The organism is Pseudomonas sp. GW821-FHT11G12, assembly GCF_058808055.1.
In genome coordinates, this window is sequence record NZ_JBXARH010000004.1 from 126382 (window position 1) to 141409 (window position 15028).

A 15028-nucleotide genomic window follows, 5' to 3' on the forward strand; every position below is an offset into this window, starting at 1 on the left:
ACATGACAGTCTCTGCATCCAATGTGTCCTTAAGCGAACAAGTCGCCTACCTGAAGCTCGCGTTGGAACTCCGTACACTTGACGTCCCGAACATCGTGCAGTGGGCGGATGCGCAGATCCGAGGCCAGACGAACCCTGCCTATGAGCTGATAGAGCTTGCATTGATGGGCGAATCAAATCGCTTCGACACCGCGAGTCAATTACTGCGGATCGCGCGTCCGTCCATGACCACAGCAGAGATATTGCCGTACGTCCTGGCCGATGCGCACAAAATGCTCTACGACAACCCAGGCTTCGGCAGAGTGCTGGCTGAAGGCATGTATCAAGTCTGGGCAAGGGAAAGTGGCGGCTTTGCGGAGGTACTTGGCCTGTTCGGCTACTTCGATGATGCCTACGATCTGGCCCAAGCCGGGATAAATGCAACAGTCGATCAGATCGATCAGGAACTGCTGGATTTCACCGAAGGTTTTCTGAGTTGGGACTGGATGACAAGATGCAGTGCGGCAGACAAATCAAAAACGAATTGACCAGCGACCCGACACCTTCCATCCCGTCACCTCAGGAAATCGCAATCATCAAATCACGTTATGCAAAAGGTCAGGGGCAGGCACCGTTGCATCTTGCTCTGATCCATTGTGCCGCGGACGAATCGGGCTATCTGCAACTGACGGATAACGCAGGCGCAGCGCATCGAGTTCCCTTCAGTTCCCACGCCGAGCGACTGTCCCTGCTCACTCGTCTGATACGCGAACGCGTGCCCATGGCCGTCGGTGGCATGTGCCCGGGCCCGGCCGATGAGGTTGCGCTGCTGATTGCAAACAAGGCGCTCAACGGCCCTTACATCGAACTCTCGTGGACGGCGCCACAGCAGTGGATCGTGCGCGAAATTGCAGGTGACACCGTGGAATGGGAAGCTGAATCGGACGTCGCGAGGATCGCCAATACGTCATTCGATCCGGGGTTTCTGACAGCCTCGAAATGAGTTGAACGATGGAGCCTGATGACAGCCAGGCTCCCCTTTCACGCATCAGCCCCAAACGCAGCCCTGGCAAAATCCACGAAGCTTCGCAGCTTGGGCGTCAGCCTAGGGTCCGGTGCATACAGAAGATTCATCGGGGAAACCGGGACGTTGTAGTCCGGCAGAAGGTTCACCAGCGTTCCACTTCTCAGTGCATCCTTGACCAGCTCCAACGGCAACAGCACGACCCCCAGCCCTGCCACCGCGGCCGACAGCAACGGGTCGGCCTGATTGATCGTCAATCTGCTTTTAATCGGCACGTCGATGCAACCGTCCGGCCCTTCGAGGCGAATGTGTGAGCGACCGTCCGAATAGGCGAACGCCAGACATTCATGTTCCTGAAGATCCAGCGGCGTCGAGATGGGTGGACGTCGGGCCAGATAGGCAGGCGCTGCGCACAGCACCATTTGATAAGGCTTCAAAGGCAAAGCCTTCAGACCGCTGTCGGACAGCTCACCGATTCGAAACACCCCGTCATATCCGCCCTCCACCAGGTCAACGAGTTCGTTGGACAAGGTCAGATCCACGGACACCTGCGGATACCTGACCATGTACTCCAACAGTCGAGGCGACAGCGTGCTGACGCCAAAGGTGACCGGCGCGTTGATTCTGAGCCGGCCACTGGGCACGCCTCGGGTCATCGCGGCCATTTCTTCCGCGGCGTCCATATCGGCCAGGATCAGCTTCGCCCGTTGATAGAACGTACGGCCGAAGTCGGTGAGGCTCTGTTTGCGGGTCGTGCGATTGAGCAGCGAGACACCCAGATGCTGCTCGAGCATCTTGACCTGTTTGCCGACCAGTTGCGGGGACAGATTGAGCTCATCCGCCACCGCGCTGAAGGAGCCAAGCTCCACCGCTTTGACGAAGACGGCCATCAAGGTGAGGCGATCCATTGGAAACCCTGCGTTTCTAGTGTTGCGCTATCGTAGGTCTTTATCTGGCGCAGGCCAAAGCCTAAATTGGCGGCCATGGCAACGACGCGCACGGCTGCAACAGGTGCGATTTAACACGAATTCAGGCCGCTCACACCGGCCTCATTGATCACAGAAGAGGTAACCATGGCACGCATTGTCAGGATTCATGAATACGGCGACGCAAGCGTTTTGAAACTGGAATCGGTCGATGTGCCGGCTCCGGCATCCGGCGAGGTGCAAATCGAGGTCAAGGCCTTCGGGTTGAATCGGGCCGAGGTGATGTTCCGCAATCACGCCTATCTGCAGGAAGCGCAGTTTCCCAGCCGCCTCGGTTATGAAGCGGCTGGCGTGGTGGTTGCCGTCGGTGCCGGTGTCAGCGAGTTCAAGGTCGGTGATGCGGTCAGCCTGATTCCGCCGCTGGACATCGCCAAATGGGGCACCTACGGCGAGCTGGCCAACGTGCCCGCCGAGCTGACGGTAAAACACCCGTCGAACCTGTCCTTTGAACAGGCCGCCGCTTCCTGGATGCAATACGTCACCGCGTGGGGCGCGTTGGTCGAACAAGCCAAACTGACGAAGAATGATTTTGTGCTGATCACTGCCGCCTCCAGCAGCGTCGGTCTGGCGGCCTTCCAGATTGCCCGAATGGTGGGCGCGACTTCGATTGCCGTGACCCGCACCCGGGCCAAGAAACAGGCCTTGCTGGACGCCGGCGCCGCGCACGTCATCGTCAGCGATGAAGAGGATATCGTCGCCGCCGTCATGGCGCTGACCGATGGTCAGGGCGCGCGCGTGGTGTTCGATCCCATCGGCGGCCCTGCTTTCGAACAGCTCACCCAGAGCATGGCCAGGGGCGGCATTCTGCTTGAGTACGGCGCCTTGAGCCCGGAGCCCACGCCGTTCCCGCTGTTCACCGTGCTGGGCAAATGCCTGACGCTCAAGGGCTACCTTTACGCAGAGGTCGTCGCGAACCCTGCGGCTCTGGCCCGAGCCAAGACGTTCATCAGCGACGGCCTCGCTTCGGGCGCGCTGAAGCCGATCATCGCGAAGACGTTCACCCTTGAAGACATTCAGGAGGCGCATCGCTTTCTTGAAGCCAACCAGCAGGTCGGAAAGATTGTCGTGACTGTTTAAGGATATGATCCGGGAAACCAGGCCTCTATGGACCGATGTCTATGCCCGTTTCCCGGATTCGCCCGTCACCGGCTCCCCTGCTGAAACCCGGCGAGACAGTGGTGTTGTTCGATGGCGTCTGCAAGTTGTGCAATGGCTGGGCGAAATTCCTGATTCGCCATGACCGCCAGCAGCGAGTCCGGCTGGCGGCGGTGCAATCTCCCGAAGGGCAGGCGCTGCTCGCCTGGGCAGATTTACCCCTCGATCAGTTCGACACCATGGCGGTCATCCGCGACCGACACTATTGGGAGCGCTCCGATGCCTTTTTCGAAGTCGTTGCCCTACTGCCCGCCCGCTGGCGTCCATTGCAATGCTTGCGCATTTTCCCGCGCGGGCTTCGGAACTGGGCCTACGATCGTATTGCACTGAATCGTTATCGGCTGTTTGGACAATATGACACCTGTCTTCTGCCTGATCCCGATCATGAGCAACGCTTTCTGAAGGCTTCGCTACAGCAACAGCCCTAACACCTGCACGGGCGTCATCTTCGTCACCATCATCAAGACGATCACGAACATCCCCAGAAAACCGGCCACCCCCATCCAGAACCATTGGCGGTACACCGACCCGTACTCGTCCGCGAGCCCTCCTCCGGTCTCGATTGCACTCGAAGCCATCACATACAGGCGCTTCTGAAGCACCAACACCGGGAGCCAAAGTGATCCTACGCAAAGAAAGATGATCAACGACGTCAGCACCCATTCCGTGGTCAGCGGAAGGCCGGCCAGTTTGATCAGCCCATAGCCCGATGCGATCTGAATGAAGCCTGCCGGGGTGGTGATCCAAGCGTCGAAACGCACGACCATTTTCGCCACATGAGCGATCACCTGAGGGTTGGCGGTGCGGCTGGCGGCGATCAGGTAAAGGTAGGAGCCCATGCCGAAGCCGAACAGGAACACAGCAGCAATCACATGGATGTACTTGAGGCACAGGTAAAGCATGGTCAGCGCTGCCCGTCAGAGAAATGCACCGACAGGCTCAGGTTTTCAGGGTCGTTGATCGCGGCCATGTATTCGTCGACGGTGATTTCGCCGACGCAAGGCCGGGCGCCGGGTTCAGGCACATACCCTTGGGCCATTTTGGCGGCCAGGGCAACAGCGGCGCAGCTCGGGATTTCCGGGCCCTTGTCATTCCACGCCGTCAGCTGAGCGGTCATGGACAGCGGTTGCCCTTCAACCCCGATACCTTGCACGTCAATGTACATCGCACTTTTGCCATCGCCGAGTCGCTCGAACCAGGTGCCCAAACGATGCAGTCGCGCGGCCCAGGGCGCAGGGTCCCGAATCAGCCCCATCTTCTGGGCCTGGGCGAACAGAGCATTGGCGACACCGCCGAGTTTCAACCCCGCTCCAGCCTTGAAGCTCAAGGTACGGGCGCCATAACGACCGGCGAAAATGTCCATGTCCGGAACGTCGACATTGGCCAGCAAGCGAGTGCCCAGATGCGGCATCTTGCGCAACGTCAGATCCTGCCAGCCCGGCACCTCGTGAACCCGGCCATCCTTGAGCTGTTTGATCGGCTTGCCCGCGTAGGCAAGCACACCTTCAACGGTAGACAGCCCCGGCATCTTGGCGGAAGAGGAAATGCCATGTTCGATCGAGTCGATGCGTTGAAAGCGATAGCGCTGCTGATCGATGATGGCCGAAGACAGGGTCGGTACCGAACTGCAACCACTGAGAATCGCCACGCCCGCCTCTTTCGCGCGCACATCGAGTACAGCGATACCGTTGACGAAGGTTCGGCAGTCGGACAGGTCGCAATAGTTCACCCCGGCCTCGATGCAGCTTTCGGCAACCGCATAGGACTGCCCCTGAAACGGGCCGCCGGTGTGGACGACCAGCTCAATTCCCATCGAGCCCAACGCAGATTGAAACCCGGGCCCCATGGCATCACCGCACCAACTGGCGCAGGCTTTTCCTGAAGCGGCTTGCAACGCCTCGACCTTGCGCAGCAACTTGTGCGGATCGCGACCCGAGATCGCCAGATCAACATCGGGCATCGACGCCAGATGCCGGCAGACGATGCTGCCGAAGTTTCCATACCCACCGACCACCAACACCTTGAACGCCATTCAACGCTTCCCTAACGATTCGATCGTACAGCCAACTTGCCCGAGACAGGATTCGCGGGAGCTTCCCTGATATCGGCGGGTCAGGCAAGAAATACGATTGAATCCGCTTTGATTGAACATCCGGAACCTGCACAATTGCCGGCTTTTTTCGACAGGACGTCCCTATGCAACGGATTGTGATTCTGGGTAACGCCGGCAGTGGCAAATCCACCCTCGCCCGCGCCCTCGGCCACCGCCTGAACCTGCCCGTGGTTCATCTGGATACCTTGTTCTGGGAACCAGACTGGGTCGAACCCGACGCAGAACAATTCCGCACACGGGTCCGCGAGGCAATCAACGCGGATTCATGGGTGTGTGAAGGCAACTATGCCCGGCGAACCTTCGACCTTCGCCTGCCCCGCGCCGACCTGATTATCTGGCTCGATACGCGACGACTCACCTGCTTCGCCCGCGTGATCCGGCGCAGCATCATGAACCGCCCGCGCCCGGATCTCGCGGCAGGCTGCAGAGAAAAAATCGACCGGAAATTCCTGACGTTTCTGAAGTTCGTATGGACCTTTGACCGGGGTTACCGCCCGGGTATCGACAACGTGCGCCAGTCAATCGGGCCAGACGTCCCGGTGGTGCATCTGCGTGGCAAACGGCAGGTTTCGACCTTTCTCGACAGGCTTTGCACCACACCTCAAGTCAGCCAGAGGCCGACTCCCGCGCAAAACACTCAACGGTAAAGGCAGCGTTCTAAAAGCGGTCTACGCTCCACCCACCTACACCTCTGGAGTCACCGTGATGATCCGCGCCTTGCTGACCGCTTCCTTGCTGGTGACCCTGAGTGTTCCGGCCCATGCTGACGTAAAACCGTTCCCCGCTTCCTTCCGCACGCAAGACATTGCCGTGGACGGCGCGAAGATCCACACGCGCATCGGCGGCAAAGGCCCGGCCGTGGTGCTGTTGCATGGTTTTGGTGATACCGGGGACATGTGGGTGCCATTGGCGACCGATCTGGCGAAGGATCACACCGTGGTGATCCCTGATCTGCGCGGCATGGGGCTGTCGTCGATTCCCGACGGTGGCTACGACAAGAAGACCCAGGCGGGAGACATCCGCGCCGTACTCGCCTCGCTGGGCATCGAGCATTCGGTCGTCATCGGTCACGACATCGGCACCATGGTCGCGTTCGCCTATGCCTCGCGGTATCCGCAACAGACCGATCGCCTGGTGGTGATGGATGCGCCTGTTCCGGGCATTGCGCCGTGGAACGACATCGTGCGTTCGCCGATGCTCTGGCACTTCGATTTTGGAGGCCCGGACATGGAGCGACTGGTCGCCGGCCGTGAGCGCATTTACCTGGATCGGTTCTGGAACGAGTTCGCCGGTAACCCGAAAAAAGTCGACGAAGCCACCCGCCAGCATTACGCCAAACTCTACGCCCGCCCCGGCGCGATGCACGCGGCCTTCGCTCAGTTCCGTGCGATTCGCCAGGACGCGGTAGACAACGAAGCGTCGTCAAAGAACAAACTGACGATGCCGGTCCTGGCCGTCGGCGGTGAAAAGTCCTTCGGTAATAACGAAGCCATCGTGATGCGCAACGCCGCCGACAACGTCACCGAAGTGGTGATCGCCGGAGCGGGCCATTGGCTGATGGAAGAAGCGCCGGTGGAAACCACGCAGGCGATTCGCAGCTTTATGACCCGCTGACGTTGAAGATGGACGCTGCTTCTCAGGCAGCCTGCCGGCGCATGGTCAGAATGGCGGCGCCGAAGCCGATGAACGTCGATCCCACCACCCGGCTGACCCAACGGGAAAACGCCGGACGGGTCAACACGCCTTTGGCCCGGGATGCGAGCGCGGCGTAGAGCGTCAGGGACGTCACCGACAGCGCCATGAAAATCGACGTCAGGATCAGGAACTGCGGCAGCAGCGTCGCGCCCTGGTCGATGAACTGCGGGAACAGCGCGGTGAAAAACATCGTCGCCTTGGGATTGGTCACGGCCGTCAGGAATGCCGACTTGTAGAGTTTCAGGCGCGTGGGCCGGGCTTTCTTCGAATCATCCTGAGGACTGTCCTGAAGCATCGCGTCCTTTTTGAACAGTTGCTTGATCCCGAGATAGAACAGATAACCGGCGCCGATGATCTTCACCGCGTTGAACAGCATTTCGGAACTGGCAAGCAATGCCCCGAGCCCGAGCATCGCAGCGGCTGAAAGACAGAACAGACCACTGGCATTGCCGAGCGACGACCAGATCGCGCTGCGCTGACCATGGGCCAGGCTGTTGTTGATCGCCATCAGCGTCGCGGGGCCTGGGCTGGCGATGGCAATTGCGGCCACCAGGGTAAAAGCCAGAATCGAGTGAGAATCCATTTTCCATGCTCGTGGGAGTGAAAGGCTGCAGGGTACAGGAACCGGTGTGGCGCATCGACCGGTTGAACTGGCAGCAATGACCGTCACCGCCATTTGACTCGATCAAACATGAGCTATGGTTTCAGCGACACGCCGCCATCGGGTGGCGGCCATGAAGTAAGGATGCTTCATGGCGGCGGCGCTCGACGGGCAGTGGACTCCGCCAGCGGCGGTGAAGGTGGATTGAGCGTGCGTCAGGGACGCCTAGCCATCCAGCCTCTTGTTATTGATTTTATCCAGCGCTTTAAGGATGGCGGGTTCACGCTCCTTCAATAGGGCCTGGAAGGTATTCTCGACGGAGTCTTCAGCGTCGAAGATCTTGTCCAGAAAGCTGCGGCCCTCAGGCGTGTTGTTCAAAATGTCTTTGCTCTGCGCGGGGTTATCGTGGGCACGAATCGCCGCATTGAGTTCGTCCGGCTGCAAGTGAGCCGCCAAGGTATCGATCCGCAGGTTTCTGATCTCATCGAAGGGAACTTTGTCTTCCACAACCTCTCGGATTTCTTCATCCATCACCGCCATGTAACGTGGCGAGTAATCTCGCATTACGGTTTCCACCACCTCATCGTAATGTTCCTTGAAGGCGCCACTGATATCGACCAGTTCCCTGGCCTTGTCCTTGCTTCCTCCACAGGCGGTCAGTGACGTTGCAAGCAACAAAACCAACGCTGCCGTTCTCATTCCCATGAGCCTTTATCCTTGTTCAATTTGTAGAAACCAATTGCCTGGCGCAGGTGCGGACGGCTGCGTTCCATGGCAAACCTGCAGAACTGCAGGGGGCGCAATTCTAAACAAAATGGGGACAGATTTATTTTTTGATAATAAATCTGTCCCCATTGAATGCTCTCGCTCTAAACCCACGGCTGCTCGTCATACTCCGGCAATTCGATAGCATCAGCCTTCGGCGAAAGAATCTTCCCGAACAGGCGCTTGAACCCCGGCGCACTCGCCAGCCTCAACACCGCGTGACCAAGGGCGATGCCAAGGCGCGAATGTGGTGAGGCCAGTCTGGGGGCGAATCCGGGCACGCTTTGCGCCTGGGCGACAAAGGGCCGCATCCGTTTTTCATAGGCCGAAAACGCCTGGATGTGGTCGGCATGGCGCCCCAGTTCACCGGCCAGCACGTAGGCGCCGCACAGACCCAGGCTGGTGCCCATGCCACTGATGGGCGATGCGCAATAAGCCGCGTCCCCGACCAGCGCGATGCGCCCCTTGAACCAACGAGGCATTTTGACCTGACCCACCGCGTCCAGATAAAGGTCGGTGGCATCTTCCAGCGCAGCCAGCACGCGGGGTGTCTCCCAACCGGCGTCGGCGAATATTTGCCTGAGCAAGGATTTCTGTTCGTCCTGCGCGAGTTTTTCGTACCCGCACGGCGCCTGCTGAAAAGACAAAAACGCGCGGGTGGTGCCCAGATTGTCAGGCCGCAGACAGACACAGCGACCACCTGGAATGTTGTGCCAGCGCATGACCTGGCCATCGTTCGGCTGTCGAGGAACAGTGAAATAGGCCGTATACAGATTGAGCGGACGGCGCTGGACTTCGTTGCCAAACACCTGATTACGCGTCGTCGAACCGATCCCTTCAGCCACGATCACCAAATCGTAAACCTGCGCACTACCCTGCTCGAAACGCACATGAACCTGCTCACCGTCGTCTTCCATGGCTGCAACGCTGTCGCCGAATCGATAGGTCACTCGATCCTGGCTGTGCTGGATCAATAGCCTGGCGAGCTCGCCCCGCAGGATCTCCAGTTCGGCAATCGGCCCCTCCCCGTCGAACGCATCGACACCCAGAAACGCCTGGGTCCGGTTATCCTGGTCAACGAAGGCGATGCCCTGTTCCTGAGTCGTGTTCGCCCGAATCAAATCTTCCAGACCCATGCGCTGAATCACCACACGCCCGGCGCCCCGCACGTCGATCGTTTGCCCCCCATCGCGAAACGCAGGCGCCCTCTCGACCACCGTAACGTCCATACCCTGTCGGGACAGCCAATAGGCCAAAGCCGGCCCGGCGATGCTTGCGCCGGTCACAAGTACTTTTTTTGGTTTCATCACGCGTCCTGGTTTTCAGACGTGGCCACAGGGCTGCCCGGCAGCGTGGTGCTGTAAACCTCGATCACCTGGCCCAGGAATGCTTCAACCACGGTGCGATCCTTGCCGTCGAGTGCTCCGAGGACGGCGCTCAGACCATTAAGCATTGGCGCGATATGCCGATAGGCCTGCGCCACCGACTCCGGAACCGGACACACCAGCACCCGGCGCTTGTCATTGAGCTGCCGCTCGCGGACCACATGCCCGGCCCGTTCCAGTCGATCGATAACCTGCGTGATACCAGCGGTGGTCACTGAAAGGCGCGCCGCAAGTTCGGTCGGCGGCAGAGGCCCGTCGGTGATCAGGTGCTCCAGCGCCGCCACATCTGTCTGATTGATGCCCAGCGCCGTGCCCAGATGGCTGGCAGCCTTGCGCGTCAGGATGGCGATCTGTTGCAACTGCTGGCCGACGACATCACTGGCGATCTGCAGGCTACGGGGATCTTCAGTCGGATTTGGCGGTGATGAAGGTAACGTCATGTGCAGGATCGGTCCGGGCTGGTCGTGATGAGGACGCGAAACTAGCATATAGCTAACTTGCTTAGCTACCTTTCAAACTCAAGGACAAAAAAGAACCGGTCCATTTTTCAGAAAACAGACCGGTTCCCCTCTTTCACACTGACACTAAAGAACCTCAGGCGCGCTTCGGCAGCTTCCAGTTCGGGCGGATGAAGTGGCAGGTGTAGCCATTCGGAATACGTTCCAGGTAATCCTGGTGCTCCGGCTCCGCCTCCCAGAACGGCCCGGCCGGTTCGATTTCGGTCACCACTCGTCCAGGCCACAGCCGTGAGGCGTCGACATCGGCGGCGGTGTCTTCGGCGACGTCGCGTTGCTGTTCGTTGAGGTAATAGATCGCCGAACGATAGCTGGGGCCAAGATCATTGCCCTGACGGTTGGGCGTGGTCGGATCGTGTATCTGAAAGAAGAACTCCAGGATTTGCCGATAGCTGATAACGGCAGGATCGAAGACGATTTCGATGGCTTCGGCGTGATTGCCGTGATTGCGGTAGGTCGCATTCGGCACATCGCCACCGGTGTAACCGACGCGCGTCTGCAGGACGCCGGGATAGCGCCGCAGCAGATCCTGCATGCCCCAGAAGCAGCCGCCGGCGAGGATGGCAGTTTCGGTTTGGCTGGTCATGGTCTGTCCTTCCCTTCAGGGATATTGGAGGTAACCATCGTTATGAGGGCGCGTTGGCCAATTCCAAGGTTGAGCTGCGCAAATCAAGCAGCATGACCACCCTTTGAAAATGATTACCGCTCTATTCACTCTAACTGGTTGAACGACTGATCCAGTACTAACCTAATCTTTTGAATGAAAAGCAAGGAAAGCCCACAGCAGTGAGAGCGACTATAAGGATATAAAAATGCCACTGGATAGAACGTGCTTCTCTCACGCAAAAGAGTTTGCGAACTTCGACCAAGGCAACTATCTGGGCAGAGGCAACGACGTTGTCGTGCTGACGATGGGAAGTCAGGGAGGTATTGCCCACTCCGAAACAGTGACGCCCGTGTCTGAAGGCATGTGTTGGGCGTATTGCTGCCTGTGGGTGCGGAACATCAAGGCCAACAAACGCTATCTGGTAAAAACCCTCGACAATGTTTCGGCATCAACATTGCAACGGGACATGATGGGCCGTCACGCTACCTCTGACACCAACAACGCGCTGCTTTTGGCATTGGCTGGACAGCAGAGTATCTACGAAGATGTTCCAGGTCTGTTGACGAGCGCCGACTCTATCCTGACGTGCCTGAACGGCTACGCAACAAACCACGCGAACTTCTTGATGCTGACACTCAAGGGCGGGGCCCAATGGGCGCACGCGGTGGTCTTGAAACTCAATCAAAGTTCAACCGGCGGGTACCTGAACTGGAGTTATCCCTGCGCCATGTTTGATCCCAATATCGGACAAGGGATGTATAACAATCACACCGATATGGCAGCTGACGTGCTTGCACTCAATAAGGCGTACTCCGCAGCCTTTGCCCATCAATCGGTCGTGACCTCGGTCAAGGCACAATTGATTTCGTACAGCAGTGGGATGAATTGATGCCAGGCGAATGGAAACCTACCGGCGGCCGGGACACTTTGGTGGACGTACGGTTGAATACAGGGATATTCAACGGGCGGCCAATCTACATTCACATGACTTCGCTGTTGGGCTATACGGCGATAAACAATGCCAGCCAGATTTCGTGCGCCCCCAACACGGCTCGACGCGGGCAAGCCGCGAAACAGGGGATATACCTGAATCCGTCGACCCAACCATTCAGCCCTGAGGAAGCACATACACTGTTGTTTTTTGACGAGCCGCGTTACGCCCAGAGTGCGACGCACTGTTTCATATTTGCGTTTCGCGATGCCGTCGTGGTCGAAGATTTTCCGATCAGCCAGTACAGTTGGGTCAGGGAAATCATTTATCGCGGCGATATCAATTTTCGCGACATAGACTTGCTCTATCGGGGGCCGAATCAGTTCGTTTCATTAACAAAACAAAACCATCACCGCGGATAGGCTGCCAACTAGACTTCAAACGAGCCACGTCTGAGTTAAGGAAAGTTAAAGGGGACTGAAAGTTAAAGGGGACAGATCTATTTTAAAAATAAATCTGTCCCCATTAAAAAACTCAGGCAAACGCAGACTCGATGAACGCCTCCAGCGTCTGCTCCTCGAGAATCTCGATAGAGAAATGCCCGAAGCGCTTGGGCAGCCAGATGATGCGTGTCCCGGACGGTGATTGCAGGTTGGCGCGTTCCAGTGGCTGTCCGTTTTCGTCTTCGGGCTGCACGCCGGCGATCACCAGTTCGTCGTAGGCCTTCTCGATGTCCGGGGTCGAATAGCAGTGACGGTAGATCATCCCCTCCCCCGATGAATCCAGCAGCTCCTTTAGGTTGCCCGCCAACGGCTGGACCAGCATGAAACGCTCCTGACCGATCAGCGCTACTGCGTAGCGAACATGCAGGCCACCCCGCTCCCAGACGAGGGTCCGGGAGATTCTCGCTTTCAGGATCTGCGCATAGTAGGCGCAGGCCTCTTCGAGGTTGTTGACCAGCACATCGACGTGACTGAACTTCAGATCCATTGCATCGCTCCTTCTGACAGGCGTCCATCTTAAAAACAAAAAAGCACCCGAAGGTGCTTTTTTGTTGTCATCGCTGTCAGCGAACCGAAGCCGTCACATTGGCCCGGGCCGCGTGCAGTTTCTTGTAGCTGTCGATCAGTCGCAGATGGCGATCGAGGCCTTCAAGTTTCATGCTGGTCGGCGTCAAACCGTAGAAGCGTACGCTGCCGTCCACCGAGCCGATCGCGGCGTCCATCCGTTCGTTGCCGAACATGCGGCGGAAGTTGGCTTCGTAGTCGGCCAGCTCCAGGTCTTCGTCCAGTTGCATCTCCAGCACCCCGTTGACGGCCTGATAGAACAGACCCCGCTCGACGGTGTTGTCGTTGTACTGGAGGAACATCTCTACCGCTTCCTTAGCCTCCTCGATTTGTCCCAGGGCGAGCCAGATCAGCAGTTTCAGTTCCAGGATTGTCAGTTGACCCCAAACGGTGTTGTCGTCGAACTCGATGCCGATCAGCGTGGTGATGTCGGTGTAGTCATCCAGCTCGCTTTCGACCAGACGCTCGACCAGCGACTGGAGTTCCTCTTCGTTCAGGCGATGCAGATTGAGGATGTCTTCGCGGAAGAACAGCGCCTTGTTGGTGTTGTCCCAGATCAGGTCGTCCACCGGGTAGATTTCCGAGTAGTCCGGCACCAGGATGCGGCAGGCGGTTGCGCCGATGTGCTCGTAGACCGCCATGTACGATTCCTTGCCCATGCCCTTGAGGATGCCGAACAGGGTTTCGGCCTCTTCGACGTTGGAGTTTTCACCTTGGCCGGTGAAGTCCCACTCTACAAACTCGTATTCCGCCTGCGCGCTGAAGAAGCGCCACGACACCACACCGCTGGAGTCGATGAAGTGCTCGACGAAGTTGTTCGGTTCGGTGACCGCCTGACCTTCGAAGGTCGGCTGCGGCAGATCGTTCAGGCCTTCGAAGCTGCGGCCCTGCAGCAGTTCGGTCAGGCTGCGTTCCAGCGCGACTTCGAAGCTCGGATGCGCGCCGAACGAGGCGAACACGCCGCCGGTACGCGGGTTCATCAGCGTGACGCACATCACCGGGAATTCGCCGCCCAGCGATGCATCCTTCACCAGCACCGGGAAGCCTTGTGCTTCCAGGCCTTGAATACCGGCCATGATCGCCGGGTACTTCGCCAACACTTCTTGCGGCACGTCCGGCAATGCAAATTCACCTTCGATGATTTCGCGCTTCACGGCGCGCTCGAAGATTTCCGACAGGCACTGCACCTGGGCTTCGGCCAGGGTGTTGCCGGCGCTCATGCCGTTGCTCAGGTACAGGTTTTCGATCAGGTTCGACGGGAAATACACCACCTCGCCGTCCGACTGGCGAACGAACGGCAGCGAAACGATGCCGCGCTGTTCATTGCCGGAGTTGGTGTCGATCAGGTGCGAGCCACGCAGCTCGCCGTCGCGGTTGTAAATCTTCAGGCAGTACGGATCGAGGATCTCGGTCGGCAGCTCGTCATTGCTGCCCGGCTTGAACCAGCGCTCGTCCGGGTAATGCACGAACGGCGCGTTGGCGATGTCTTCGCCCCAGAACTGATCGTTGTAGAAGAAGTTGCAGTTCAGGCGCTCGATGAACTCGCCCAGTGCCGACGCCAGCGCCCCCTCTTTGGTCGAGCCCTTGCCGTTGGTGAAGCACATCGGCGAGTGCGCGTCGCGGATGTGCAGCGACCACACGTTGGGCACGATGTTGCGCCACGAGGCGATTTCGATCTTCATGCCGAGGTCGGCGAGGATGCCCGACATGTTGGCGATGGTCTGCTCCAGCGGCAGATCCTTGCCCGGAATGTAAGTGCTCACGCTGGAGTTCGCGCCCGGCATCAGCAGTGCCTGGGCGTCGGCGTCGAGGTTTTCCACTTCCTCGATCACGAACTCAGGGCCGGCCTGCACGACTTTCTTGACCGTGCAGCGGTCGATGGAGCGCAGGATGCCCTGGCGGTCCTTGTCGGAGATGTCCGCCGGCAGCTCGACCTGAATCTTGAAGATCTGGTTGTAGCGGTTCTCCGGGTCAACGATGTTGTTCTGCGACAGGCGGATGTTATCGGTCGGGATATTGCGGGTTTCGCAATACAGCTTCACGAAGTACGCCGCGCACAGCGCCGACGAGGCCAGGAAGTAGTCGAACGGACCCGGTGCCGAGCCGTCACCCTTGTAGCGGATCGGTTGGTCGGCCACCACCGTGAAGTCGTCGAACTTGGCTTCAAGTCGAAGGTTGTCGAGAAAGTTGACCTTGATTTCCATG

At 58.6% G+C, this 15028-nt stretch carries 18 protein-coding genes; 8 read left to right on the plus strand and 10 right to left on the minus strand.

From position 1 onward, the window contains the following. Nucleotides 1-2 precede the first annotated feature (2 nt). Together AC1RR7_RS14830 and AC1RR7_RS14835 are read left to right on the plus strand one after the other, a co-directional pair. Nucleotides 3-527, plus strand: a complete 525-nt coding sequence (locus AC1RR7_RS14830) for a hypothetical protein (protein WP_493157858.1) — start codon at nucleotides 3-5, stop codon at nucleotides 525-527. After that, complete coding sequence (locus AC1RR7_RS14835) at nucleotides 494-982, plus strand: hypothetical protein (RefSeq protein WP_493157859.1); 489 nt, start codon at nucleotides 494-496, stop codon at nucleotides 980-982. Before AC1RR7_RS14830 ends, AC1RR7_RS14835 begins: the two co-directional genes overlap by 34 nt. A gap of 38 nt (nucleotides 983-1020) precedes the next feature. Here AC1RR7_RS14835 and AC1RR7_RS14840 read toward each other — a convergent pair whose 3' ends face one another. Beyond that, nucleotides 1021-1911: a LysR family transcriptional regulator gene (locus tag AC1RR7_RS14840; protein ID WP_493157860.1), complete on the minus strand. Its 891-nt coding sequence runs from the start codon at nucleotides 1909-1911 to the stop codon at nucleotides 1021-1023. A gap of 165 nt (nucleotides 1912-2076) precedes the next feature. On the opposite strand from AC1RR7_RS14840, the gene AC1RR7_RS14845 reads away from it, so the two are divergent. Beyond that, nucleotides 2077-3066 (plus strand): zinc-dependent alcohol dehydrogenase family protein, encoded by a 990-nt coding sequence (locus AC1RR7_RS14845; RefSeq protein ID WP_493157861.1) that lies wholly within the window; start codon nucleotides 2077-2079, stop codon nucleotides 3064-3066. A gap of 41 nt (nucleotides 3067-3107) precedes the next feature. After that, the gene (locus AC1RR7_RS14850) at nucleotides 3108-3572 is read left to right on the plus strand and encodes a thiol-disulfide oxidoreductase DCC family protein (protein WP_102622430.1); all 465 of its coding nucleotides are present in this window, start codon (nucleotides 3108-3110) and stop codon (nucleotides 3570-3572) included. Here AC1RR7_RS14850 and AC1RR7_RS14855 read toward each other — a convergent pair. Then, on the minus strand, nucleotides 3555-4046 hold the full coding sequence (locus AC1RR7_RS14855) for a DUF2269 family protein (RefSeq protein ID WP_102622429.1): 492 nt from the start codon (nucleotides 4044-4046) through the stop codon (nucleotides 3555-3557). The two genes, AC1RR7_RS14850 and AC1RR7_RS14855, sit on opposite strands and share 18 nt — an antisense overlap. A gap of 2 nt (nucleotides 4047-4048) precedes the next feature. Continuing rightward, nucleotides 4049-5176, minus strand: coding sequence for a saccharopine dehydrogenase NADP-binding domain-containing protein (locus AC1RR7_RS14860; RefSeq protein ID WP_493157862.1), 1128 nt, complete (start codon nucleotides 5174-5176; stop codon nucleotides 4049-4051). A gap of 164 nt (nucleotides 5177-5340) precedes the next feature. Here AC1RR7_RS14860 and AC1RR7_RS14865 point away from each other — a divergent pair, with 164 nt between their 5' ends. Together AC1RR7_RS14865 and AC1RR7_RS14870 are read left to right on the plus strand one after the other, a co-directional pair. Continuing rightward, nucleotides 5341-5904 carry a P-loop NTPase family protein gene (locus tag AC1RR7_RS14865; RefSeq protein WP_493157863.1) on the plus strand — a complete coding sequence of 188 codons (564 nt, stop codon included), beginning with the start codon at nucleotides 5341-5343 and terminating at the stop codon, nucleotides 5902-5904. 58 nt (nucleotides 5905-5962) lie between these two features. Next, on the plus strand, nucleotides 5963-6871 hold the full coding sequence (locus AC1RR7_RS14870; RefSeq protein ID WP_102622426.1) for an alpha/beta fold hydrolase: 909 nt from the start codon (nucleotides 5963-5965) through the stop codon (nucleotides 6869-6871). 22 nt (nucleotides 6872-6893) lie between these two features. Here AC1RR7_RS14870 and AC1RR7_RS14875 read toward each other — a convergent pair whose 3' ends face one another. The 5 genes from AC1RR7_RS14875 to msrA form a co-directional block, all read right to left on the minus strand. After that, nucleotides 6894-7535, minus strand: coding sequence for a LysE family translocator (locus AC1RR7_RS14875; RefSeq protein ID WP_102622425.1), 642 nt, complete (start codon nucleotides 7533-7535; stop codon nucleotides 6894-6896). A gap of 243 nt (nucleotides 7536-7778) precedes the next feature. Next, nucleotides 7779-8258: a hypothetical protein gene (locus AC1RR7_RS14880; RefSeq protein ID WP_493157864.1), complete on the minus strand. Its 480-nt coding sequence runs from the start codon at nucleotides 8256-8258 to the stop codon at nucleotides 7779-7781. A 164-nt stretch (nucleotides 8259-8422) separates the two neighbouring features. Beyond that, on the minus strand, nucleotides 8423-9625 hold the full coding sequence (locus AC1RR7_RS14885; RefSeq protein WP_493157989.1) for an FAD-dependent monooxygenase: 1203 nt from the start codon (nucleotides 9623-9625) through the stop codon (nucleotides 8423-8425). Beyond that, nucleotides 9625-10143 carry a MarR family winged helix-turn-helix transcriptional regulator gene (locus AC1RR7_RS14890; protein WP_493157865.1) on the minus strand — a complete coding sequence of 173 codons (519 nt, stop codon included), beginning with the start codon at nucleotides 10141-10143 and terminating at the stop codon, nucleotides 9625-9627. Before AC1RR7_RS14890 ends, AC1RR7_RS14885 begins: the two co-directional genes overlap by 1 nt. A gap of 154 nt (nucleotides 10144-10297) precedes the next feature. Further along, nucleotides 10298-10804, minus strand: coding sequence for a peptide-methionine (S)-S-oxide reductase MsrA (gene msrA, locus AC1RR7_RS14895; RefSeq protein ID WP_273538091.1), 507 nt, complete (start codon nucleotides 10802-10804; stop codon nucleotides 10298-10300). A gap of 226 nt (nucleotides 10805-11030) precedes the next feature. Between msrA and AC1RR7_RS14900 the strand changes: the two genes are divergently transcribed. Continuing rightward, a complete protein-coding gene (locus AC1RR7_RS14900) occupies nucleotides 11031-11714 on the plus strand; it encodes a hypothetical protein (protein ID WP_493157866.1) in 684 nt (227 codons plus the stop codon). After that, nucleotides 11714-12178 carry a hypothetical protein gene (locus tag AC1RR7_RS14905; RefSeq protein ID WP_102622419.1) on the plus strand — a complete coding sequence of 155 codons (465 nt, stop codon included), beginning with the start codon at nucleotides 11714-11716 and terminating at the stop codon, nucleotides 12176-12178. The genes AC1RR7_RS14900 and AC1RR7_RS14905 overlap by 1 nt, the downstream gene beginning before the upstream one ends. 112 nt (nucleotides 12179-12290) lie before the next feature. Here the strand turns inward: AC1RR7_RS14905 and AC1RR7_RS14910 are convergent, their stop codons facing one another. After that, nucleotides 12291-12746 (minus strand): VOC family protein, encoded by a 456-nt coding sequence (locus tag AC1RR7_RS14910; RefSeq protein WP_102622418.1) that lies wholly within the window; start codon nucleotides 12744-12746, stop codon nucleotides 12291-12293. 76 nt (nucleotides 12747-12822) lie between these two features. Continuing rightward, on the minus strand, nucleotides 12823-15027 hold the full coding sequence (locus tag AC1RR7_RS14915; RefSeq protein WP_493066212.1) for an OsmC domain/YcaO domain-containing protein: 2205 nt from the start codon (nucleotides 15025-15027) through the stop codon (nucleotides 12823-12825). Nucleotide 15028: the final 1 nt, after the last annotated feature.

Bases quoted from the DNA above. Each gene is read 5' to 3' on its own strand.
- AC1RR7_RS14830 (WP_493157858.1), top strand. From the start codon at position 3: ATGACAGTCTCTGCATCCAATGTGTCCTTAAGCGAACAAGTCGCCTAC.
- AC1RR7_RS14835 (WP_493157859.1), top strand. From the start codon at position 494: ATGCAGTGCGGCAGACAAATCAAAAACGAATTGACCAGCGACCCGACA.
- AC1RR7_RS14840 (WP_493157860.1), bottom strand. From the start codon at position 1,911: ATGGATCGCCTCACCTTGATGGCCGTCTTCGTCAAAGCGGTGGAGCTT.
- AC1RR7_RS14845 (WP_493157861.1), top strand. From the start codon at position 2,077: ATGGCACGCATTGTCAGGATTCATGAATACGGCGACGCAAGCGTTTTG.
- AC1RR7_RS14850 (WP_102622430.1), top strand. From the start codon at position 3,108: ATGCCCGTTTCCCGGATTCGCCCGTCACCGGCTCCCCTGCTGAAACCC.
- AC1RR7_RS14855 (WP_102622429.1), bottom strand. From the start codon at position 4,046: ATGCTTTACCTGTGCCTCAAGTACATCCATGTGATTGCTGCTGTGTTC.
- AC1RR7_RS14860 (WP_493157862.1), bottom strand. From the start codon at position 5,176: ATGGCGTTCAAGGTGTTGGTGGTCGGTGGGTATGGAAACTTCGGCAGC.
- AC1RR7_RS14865 (WP_493157863.1), top strand. From the start codon at position 5,341: ATGCAACGGATTGTGATTCTGGGTAACGCCGGCAGTGGCAAATCCACC.
- AC1RR7_RS14870 (WP_102622426.1), top strand. From the start codon at position 5,963: ATGATCCGCGCCTTGCTGACCGCTTCCTTGCTGGTGACCCTGAGTGTT.
- AC1RR7_RS14875 (WP_102622425.1), bottom strand. From the start codon at position 7,535: ATGGATTCTCACTCGATTCTGGCTTTTACCCTGGTGGCCGCAATTGCC.
- AC1RR7_RS14880 (WP_493157864.1), bottom strand. From the start codon at position 8,258: ATGGGAATGAGAACGGCAGCGTTGGTTTTGTTGCTTGCAACGTCACTG.
- AC1RR7_RS14885 (WP_493157989.1), bottom strand. From the start codon at position 9,625: ATGAAACCAAAAAAAGTACTTGTGACCGGCGCAAGCATCGCCGGGCCG.
- AC1RR7_RS14890 (WP_493157865.1), bottom strand. From the start codon at position 10,143: ATGACGTTACCTTCATCACCGCCAAATCCGACTGAAGATCCCCGTAGC.
- msrA (WP_273538091.1), bottom strand. From the start codon at position 10,804: ATGACCAGCCAAACCGAAACTGCCATCCTCGCCGGCGGCTGCTTCTGG.
- AC1RR7_RS14900 (WP_493157866.1), top strand. From the start codon at position 11,031: ATGCCACTGGATAGAACGTGCTTCTCTCACGCAAAAGAGTTTGCGAAC.
- AC1RR7_RS14905 (WP_102622419.1), top strand. From the start codon at position 11,714: ATGCCAGGCGAATGGAAACCTACCGGCGGCCGGGACACTTTGGTGGAC.
- AC1RR7_RS14910 (WP_102622418.1), bottom strand. From the start codon at position 12,746: ATGGATCTGAAGTTCAGTCACGTCGATGTGCTGGTCAACAACCTCGAA.
- AC1RR7_RS14915 (WP_493066212.1), bottom strand. From the start codon at position 15,027: ATGGAAATCAAGGTCAACTTTCTCGACAACCTTCGACTTGAAGCCAAG.